This window comes from Brevundimonas sp. (assembly GCF_035561115.1).
In the GTDB taxonomy this organism is placed as follows: domain Bacteria; phylum Pseudomonadota; class Alphaproteobacteria; order Caulobacterales; family Caulobacteraceae; genus Brevundimonas.
The window spans coordinates 1-7,950 of sequence record NZ_DATMYH010000056.1 but is presented as its reverse complement, the minus strand read 5'-3'; the positions used below and the strand labels follow the sequence as shown (position 1 = coordinate 7,950).

Annotated in this window: 7 protein-coding genes; 4 read left to right on the top strand and 3 right to left on the bottom strand. The window is 67.7% G+C overall.

Annotated elements, in window-relative coordinates:
• Positions 1-208: 208 nt before the first annotated feature.
• On the bottom strand, positions 209-637 hold the full coding sequence (locus VN378_RS07185; RefSeq protein WP_325742354.1) for a CBS domain-containing protein: 429 nt from the start codon (positions 635-637) through the stop codon (positions 209-211).
• A 47-nt stretch (positions 638-684) separates the two neighbouring features.
• Positions 685-1,335: a rhomboid family intramembrane serine protease gene (locus VN378_RS07180; RefSeq protein WP_325742352.1), complete on the bottom strand. Its 651-nt coding sequence runs from the start codon at positions 1,333-1,335 to the stop codon at positions 685-687.
• A 174-nt stretch (positions 1,336-1,509) separates the two neighbouring features.
• Here VN378_RS07180 and hfaA point away from each other — a divergent pair, with 174 nt between their 5' ends.
• The 4 genes from hfaA to VN378_RS07160 all read left to right on the top strand — a co-directional run bounded on the left by hfaA (position 1,510) and on the right by VN378_RS07160 (position 7,143).
• Complete coding sequence (hfaA, locus tag VN378_RS07175) at positions 1,510-1,935, top strand: holdfast anchoring protein HfaA (protein WP_325742358.1); 426 nt, start codon at positions 1,510-1,512, stop codon at positions 1,933-1,935.
• Entirely contained in the window at positions 1,932-2,948 is a 1,017-nt protein-coding gene (gene hfaB, locus VN378_RS07170) for a holdfast anchoring protein HfaB (RefSeq protein WP_325742350.1), read from the top strand. Before hfaA ends, hfaB begins: the two co-directional genes overlap by 4 nt.
• On the top strand, positions 2,875-4,131 hold the full coding sequence (gene hfaD / locus VN378_RS07165; RefSeq protein ID WP_325742348.1) for a holdfast anchor protein HfaD: 1,257 nt from the start codon (positions 2,875-2,877) through the stop codon (positions 4,129-4,131). Before hfaB ends, hfaD begins: the two co-directional genes overlap by 74 nt.
• 126 nt (positions 4,132-4,257) lie before the next feature.
• The gene (locus tag VN378_RS07160; RefSeq protein WP_325742346.1) at positions 4,258-7,143 is read left to right on the top strand and encodes a M16 family metallopeptidase; all 2,886 of its coding nucleotides are present in this window, start codon (positions 4,258-4,260) and stop codon (positions 7,141-7,143) included.
• Between the two features lie 126 nt (positions 7,144-7,269).
• On the opposite strand, the gene VN378_RS07155 is transcribed toward VN378_RS07160, so the two are convergent.
• The coding region (locus VN378_RS07155; RefSeq protein WP_414642223.1) for a hypothetical protein at positions 7,270-7,950 on the bottom strand (681 nt) is incomplete at its 5' end.

Here is a 7,950-nt window from a genome sequence, read left to right as displayed (position 1 = left end):
TCCCGGGGAACCCTGGAGGCTTTCGTCTCCGTGGCCCCGGCGGCCGGCCCGTTTCCGAGCGAGGCGGCGATATACGCAGCGGCCATTTTGTCCGCAAGCCGATTCCGACAGATTTGCGAACTTTCTCGCGGAGTCTCGGTCGATGGACGTCGTCGGCCGGACCACGGCCCTTTTCGGGGCAGGCCGGAACCGCCCTCCCCGCCCGGGATCAGCCTGCCGCTATATAGGTGCGCAGGGACTCCGCTTCCCGGGTGGCCTCGGCGATCTGGCATTTCACCACGTCGCCGATCGAGATCACCCCGGCCAGCCGGCCATCGCGGAGCACAGGCAGGTGCCGGATTCGCCGGTCGGTCATCCGCCCCATAAGAATCGCCACCGTCTCTCCGGGAGCGGCGAAGACGACTTCGGCGGTCATGAAGGCCGACACGGGCCGGTTCAGCGCCGCCTGGCCGTCGCGGGCGACAGCCCTGACCACGTCCCGCTCGGACAGCACGCCCACGACCCTGTCCTTGCTGCAGACCATCAGGGCGCCGACGCGCAGCCGATCCAGCTCGCCGCAGGCCTCGCCCAGGGTCAGATCGGGCCCGATGGCGTAGACGGCGTCGCCCTTGTCCTTGAGAATTTCGGCGACCAGCATCGCGGCTCCTCCCTCTCTATATAGAGCGCGGCCGCGGATGGACCGCTTCAGGCGTCAGGGTCGCGCAGATCGGACGGCGAATCAAATGCTTCCGGAGGCCCACGGAACAGGCTCGCCCACGGCCCGATCAGCAGGGCGCCGGCGATGAAACCGAAGGCGTGCGCCTCCCAGGCGATGCGCGCTCCCTCCATGCCCGGAGCGAAGCCCAGCAGACCGACGGCGGCGTTGACGGCCATGATCGCCGCCGCCGGCGTCAGGAAGCGTTTGTCCGTGAGGGATCTCAGGCGCCCGGACTTGCGCCCCAGAAGGCGAAGGGCCGCGCCCATCAGACCGAATACCGCCCCTGACGCCCCCACCAGGGCGTCATAGCTGGCGGGGTGGACCAGACCGTACCCCGCCGTCGCGAGCAGGCCGCACCCCATATAGAAGGCGAGAAAGCCTGCCGCGCCCTTGGCGCCCGGCATCAGCCGCGCCACGGGCGTCCCGAAAGCCAGGCCGAGGATGGCGTTCATCGCCACATGGGGCCAGCCGCCGTGAACAAACATCGACGTCAGAAGCCCGGGCCACCAGCCGCCGTCCCAGAGTGAAGACGGGCGGAAGGCCAATGAAACCCCGCCGTCCGGCAAGCGCGTCTGCAGCCAGAACAGAACCGGCATCGACACGGCGACGCCCACGGCCACCAGGGGGGCGTTGAACACACGTTCGGTCGGCTGCGCGTTCAGGATGAAAGCTCCGGCGAATCAGGAAGACAAACCAATCGGTTGTCCAAAGCCATCATGGCAAGCGCTTCTTAATAACCATGACCCAGAGTGGGACGAAGGATCCTTTTCGATCCGTTGACCCTGTTTGCGTAAGAGGTGGCCGCCGTGAACATGCGCATGACCCTGGGACCCGCGCTGGCCCTCCTGGCCCTCGCCCTGCCCGCCGCCGCCTCGGCCCAGTCGGCCGGCTCGTCGAGCATGGGAACATATCAGGCCGGCTATGGCGGCTCGCGCTACACGACCGCCCGGCCCCAGACCGGATCGACGCGCGACGCAAACGGCAATCGCCTGATCGTCAACGGCATCATCCAGGCCGGCGCCAGCGCCTATTCCAGCGCGAGCGGCGGCGTATCGTCCAGCTTCACGGGCGCCGGAAACAACGGCGGAACGGCGATCGGCGGCTCGACCGCCATCGGCAACAATCTGAACGTCGTCGTTCAAGGCAACCACAACACCGTCATCGTCAACTCCACCCAGGTGAACAACGGCGCGATCAACGCCGGAACCAGCCTGAACGGCACCCTGAGGCTTCCATGAGCGCAGGCTCTCTTTCCCGACGGCTCCGGGTCGCGGGCGTCGCTTCCGCGGCGGCCGCGCTTCTGGGCGGCTGTATATCCGCTTCAGCCGGACCGAACGGGCAGTACGCCTCGCCGATCGGCAATGCGCCCGTAACGGCCAACCCGACCCCTTATTCCGCCGCGCTTTACTGCATGGCCGATTACGCCAGGCGTTACAGCCTGCCGTCGCCCCGCATCGCGGTCGGCCGGATCAGCGACTACACCGGCACGGTCTCCGCCGACGGCGGCCGTCAGATCACGGGCGGCGCCTCGCTGATGGCCAATACGGCCCTGGCCAAGTCCGGCGCCCACATCGTCGAACGCTATGACACCTCGGTCTCGGAGCTTGAGCTACGCTACGCCAACAACCGGCTGATCGGCGACGAGGGTCCGGGAGGCGCCGGCGACACCCAGTACCGCCGCATCCTGGCGGGCCAGGTGCCCGGTTCGGACTTCTACATCGTCGGCGGCATCACCGAGGTGAACTACAATATCCGCTCGGGCGGCTTCGATTCGGCCGCGGGTCAGGCGAGCAGCGACACGCCGCTGTCGGTGGCCTTCACTGGCAAATCCTATGTGATGAACATCGCCATCGACCTGCGTCTGGTTCAGACCACCACGCTCGAGGTCGTCGATGTCGTCTCCTACCAGAAGCAGATCATCGGCCGCGAGATCTCGGCCGGGGTGTTCGACTTCCTCAATGGCAATGTCTTCGATATCTCGGCCGGCGAAGGCGGTCTCGAGCCGGTCCAGCTGGCGGTTCGCGCGCTGATCGAGCGGGCCACGGTCGAGTTCATGGCCAATCTTTACGGAGCGCCCGGCCCCGAGGTCTGTCTCGGGGCCGGACCCGATCCTTTGGGCGGCACGGTCGGTCCGACCGGCGGCTACTACCCCGCTTACCCCAACACGGACACGAACAATGGCGAAACCCGCGCGGACCCGTCTCGCTGGCACGATCGCCGCGACGTTGCTGTGCGCCGCAGCCGCTACTGAGGCCGCAGCCCAGACGCCGCCGCAGGAAGGCGCGATCGTCCTCAACGAACAGCTGCAGCTGGGCGACGTCTTCGCCGGCCAGACGCTGAACGTGGTCGACGCCCAGGACCAGGTGACCGTCGAAACCTCGGCCCAGGGCAACTCCGCCTCAGGCTCCGTCGAGAACGGCGCCATCACCGTGCAATCGAACCAGGATATGCGCGGCGACGCCGTGGCCCGGACCGACGTCATCCTGGGCGGAAACACCTGGGGCGAGGTCAACGCCACGTCCCAGGCCGGGGGCAACTATCTGGGCGTCAGCGCCTACAACGCCGACCTGACGGTCGATGCGACCCAGTCCAACACCGGCGATCTGGTCAGCGCCACGACCGAGGTCGGCGACAGCGACGCCCGGCTGCACGGCGGCGTGGCGGTCAATGCCTCGGCCATCTCCAACACCGTCGCCCTCTCGGGCCAGGCCTCGTTCATTGAGGGAACGGTCGATCAGTCGTCTTCGGCCGTCGTGCGCTCGTTCGGCCGCATCCAGAGCCAGTACATTCCCGCCCCCGGCAGTGTGGACAGCGAAGCCATCGTCAACGCCGTCGCTGTCAACAGCAACGCCACATCCGGCCAGAACCTCTCCATCACCCAACGCTCGACCGGCGACTTCGTCGAGGCTGAGGCCAGCTCCAACGCCGGCAACGCCTGGGATCTGGCCGCCCGCGCGCGCGCCAGCGCCAACCAGGCCGTACTCTATAACGAGGGCGGCTCGGTCGTGACCGTCTCGGACCAGAGCAACACCAGCTTCGTACGGGCCTCGGCCCTGACCACCGCCTATGACTTCGGTCAGGCGGAAGCCCAGGCGCGCGGAGCCGCCAACGAATTGTCGGTCGGCAACAACGACATCTTCGTCGAGATCGACAACACCCAGTTCAACTCGGGCGGCGTGGACGTCACCGCCACCTTCTCAGGCACGAATGGCTATGACGCCTATGTGGGTGCGGAAGCTGTCGGCAACAGCGTGATCGGCTACGCCTGCTCGACCTGCGAAGGCTTCCTGGACGCGACCAACACCCAGACCAACAGCGGCGACGTCTCCGCCGTGGCCAACACGACGGTCGCCGGGTCGGGCCGCGCCGTTATTACCGGCGCCACCGCGGTGGGCAACTCGGCCAGCTTCTACGTCTCGCGTCCGACACATTAATCTTCGGTAACTTGAGCCGGCCCCAGCCGTCGCCGAAAGGTTGCACGGGGCGTCGGCGGTCATCGCCACGACCCTGCCCAATGTCTGGCGCGGAAGTGATCGCGCCTTTTCGGAAAGAGACCGAGAATGCGTTCCGTCCGTCGTCTGTTGTTGCTTGTCGCAGCTTCCGCCACCGTCCTGATCACCGCCGCGCCCGCCCTGGCCCAGGCGCAGGTCCAGCCGTCCGATCCCTGGGCCCATGCGACCAGCGACATTCCGGCGGATTCCAATGTCCGGTTCGGAGTCCTGCCCAACGGCATGCAGTACGCGATCCTGCGCAACGCCACGCCGGCCGGCCAGGCATCGTTCCGCCTGCGTATGGACGCCGGATCGCTGATGGAGAACGAGGATCAGCTTGGGCTGGCGCACTTCATGGAACACATGGCCTTCAACGGGACCACCAACATCCCCGAGAACGACTTGCTGCACATCCTTGAACGTCTGGGTCTGGCCTTCGGCGCCGACACCAACGCCTTCACCAGCTTCGACCAGACCGCCTATATGCTGGAACTGCCCCGCACCAATGACGAGACGGTCGACGCCGCGCTGCGCATCATGCGCGAACAGGTGTCCGAGGCCCTGATGGCCCCCGCCGCGGTCGACGCCGAGCGCGGCGTGATCGAGGGCGAGGAGCGGATGGGAAACACTCCGCAAAGGCGCATCGCCAAGGCCCAACTCGGCCTGATCGCGTCGGGCCAGCGCCTTGCGAACCGCCTCCCCATTGGCGATCTCGACATCATCCGCAGCGCGCCGCGAGAGCGCTTTGTGGAGTTCTACAACGCCTATTACCGGCCCCGCCGCGCCACCTTTATCGCCGTCGGCGATTTCGATGTAGCGGCAATGGAAGGCAAGATTCGCGCCGCCTTCGAGAACTGGACGCCCAAGGCCGCAGAAGGACCCGAGCCGGATCTCGGCCAAGTCGCCGCACGCGGTCCTGAAACCCGCATCCTGGTCGAGCCCGGGGTGCAATCCTCTGTCGAGATCAACTGGGTCCGCGCACCCGACCTTGATCCGGACACGGTCGCCGAACGCCGCGAAAACCTGATCCGCAACCTCGGTCTGGCGGTGTTGACTCGCCGTCTCGGAGAGCTTGCGCGGGCCGACAATCCGCCGTTCGTAAGCGCGAGCGCTTCAGCCGCCACCGTCTTCGACAGTCTGTCCGCCGGCTCGGTCAGCGCCAACTTCAACCCCGGCGGCCTGACACGAGCCCTGCAAACGATCGAACAGGAACAGCGGCGACTGGTCCAGTTCGGCATCACACAGGCCGAACTGCAGCGGGAGATCACCGACAACCGCACCCGGCTGCAGAACGCGGTCACGGCCGCCGCAACGCGGTCCACGCCCGCCCTGGCCAACGGGCTGCTGGGAGCGGCCAATGAGAGGGACGTCTTCGCTTCGCCGGCGACCGGTCTCGCCCTCTTCAACGCCACGGTCGAAGGCTTGACGCCCGATCAGGTCACCGCCGCCGTCCGCCCCGTCTTCGAAGGCCAGGGGCCGGTCGTCATGGTCACCTCCCCCGTCGCGATCGAGGGCGGCGAGGCCGCTGTCACCGCGGCGCTGGAAGCCTCCCGCCAGGTCGCGGTTACGGCGCGCGCCGACGAGGCCGCGCTGGAATGGCCCTACACCGACTTCGGAACGCCGACTCAACCGAGCGCCCGCACCGAGATCGCCGACCTGAGCGTCACCCGCGTCGATTTCCCCAACGGCGTTCGCCTGTTCGTCAAGCCGACCGATTTCCGCGACAACCAGATCCTGGTCAACGTCCGTACCGGCATCGGCGAACTGGCCCTGCCCACAGACCGCGTCACCTCGATGACCCTGGCCAATTCGGTAATGGGACCGGGGGGTACGGCGAAACTGACCGTGGACCAGCTCAACCGCGTGCTCAGCGGCAAGACCTACAACATCAACGCCGGCATCGTGACGGACGCCTACACGCTCGGCGGCGCCACCCGACCCGAAGATCTGCAGCTCCAGATGCAGGTGCTGGCGGCCTACCTGGTGGATCCCGGCCTTCGGGCCGCGCCCTTCGAACTGGCCCGCAGCCAGTTCCCCGCACAACTCGCCCAGCTCCGGGCGACGCCGGGCGGCGTGCTGGGCCGCGACCTCGGCGAACTGATCAGCTCGGGGGACCAGCGCGACGCCATGCCGACGGAGGCGGAGATCGCCGCCATGTCGATCGAGGAGATTCGCGCAGGGGTGACCGAGGGTCGCGCCCGCGGACCGATCGACGTGGTCATGGTCGGCGACGTCACCGTGGACGCCGCCATCGCCACCGTGGCGAACACCTTCGGCGCCCTGCCTGATCGCGGCGCCCGGCAAGAACCGCGCCCGGGCTCGGACGTCCGCCGCTTCCCGGCTCCCTCGGCCGAACCGGTTCAGCTGAAGCACGAGGGCCCGGGCGAGCAGGCGATCGGCCTCATCGGCTGGCCGACCACCGACGCGATCGGCGACCAGCTCGAGGCGCGGCAACTGTCCATCCTCAACGCCGTCGTCCAGCTGCGGCTGAACGAGGAAGTCCGCGAAAAACTGGGCATCTCCTACGGTCCCGGCTCCGGGGCTTCGTCCTCGTCCGTGTTCCCCGACTACGGCTATCTCCTGATGTTGGCCGAGACCCGCCCGGAGAACCTGCCCGCGTTGTTCGGTGCGTTCGACTCCATCGCCGCCAGCCTGCGCGATACGCCGATCAGCGACGACGAACTGCTCCGGGCCCGCGCGCCGGTGGTCGAATCGCTGCGACGCAGCCAGGCGGACAATGGCTATTGGGTGAGCCAGCTCGCCGACGCCGGGCGCAAGCCCGGGACCTTCGACGAGATCCGTTCGAACGTTTCCGATCTGGAATCGGTGACGGCCGCCGACATCCAGCGTCTGGCGCGTCAGTATCTGACCCCGGACAAGGCGTGGCGCCTGACCATCACCTCGGACAACCCGGCCGCGCCGCCCGCGGCCGCGGTCCCGGCCCCCACGCAGTGACAAAAATGGCCCCGGTCCTTTCGGATCGGGGCCAGTTTGCTTCTCAGGATTGTCGACGGAGCCGACAGTGACCCTTGTAGGCGTCCGCGGCTGACCCGCGGCTGAACGCCGATGTTCAGACTGGCGTCAGAAAACCCGGCCGCCCACGCCGCCGTCCAGTGTGATCGAGGCGCCCGAGACGGCGATTCCGGCCTGTTCGACCACTTCCTCGCGGTACTCGGTGTAGGTTTCCTCGCGGATCATCGTCAGGATCTTCACGCCTGCCCCGTAGCGGCGCAGCAGCGAGCGTTCGTTGCAGTCGCGTTCGGGCTTGGCGGGGCGGCATTCGACGCTGCCGCCGCGGCCGTGCCAAAGGGCCTCGCCCTTGCGGCAGCTCATCGTCTCGCCGTTGTCGAAGCGGACCTCGCCCAGATATTCGGCGATGGTGACCTGCAGCCAGGTTCCCGCCAGACAGCGGTACAGCTCGCCGTCGTAGTCGCCGTCCACGTCCCGGCCCGGCCGGACCTGGGATGCGGGGTGCGGCACGCTGCGGTCGTCGATGCACACGGCCTGGATGACCACGCGCTTTTCGAACCGGCGGCGGGATTCATAGGGAACGCGGATCACCTGGCGCATCCGCGCGCCTTCGACGTTCAGGCCGCTGATGGTGGTTGGATAGGGCTGGTCGACCGTCACATAGGCCGAGCCGCCGCCGCCGACGACGACGCTGCCGCCGGCGCGGGCGTTCAGCCCCGCCCGGGCCGCGGCGCTGGCGTTGGCGTTGACATTCACATTGACGTTCAGGTTCCCGCCGCCGCCGCAGCAGGG

What these genes read in the sequence shown, in the direction of transcription:
- VN378_RS07185 (WP_325742354.1), bottom strand. Translation starts at nt 637, where the DNA reads ATGCTGGTCGCCGAAATTCTCAAGGACAAGGGCGACGCCGTCTACGCC.
- hfaA (WP_325742358.1), top strand. Translation starts at nt 1,510, where the DNA reads ATGCGCATGACCCTGGGACCCGCGCTGGCCCTCCTGGCCCTCGCCCTG.
- hfaB (WP_325742350.1), top strand. Translation starts at nt 1,932, where the DNA reads ATGAGCGCAGGCTCTCTTTCCCGACGGCTCCGGGTCGCGGGCGTCGCT.
- hfaD (WP_325742348.1), top strand. Translation starts at nt 2,875, where the DNA reads ATGGCGAAACCCGCGCGGACCCGTCTCGCTGGCACGATCGCCGCGACG.
- VN378_RS07160 (WP_325742346.1), top strand. Translation starts at nt 4,258, where the DNA reads ATGCGTTCCGTCCGTCGTCTGTTGTTGCTTGTCGCAGCTTCCGCCACC.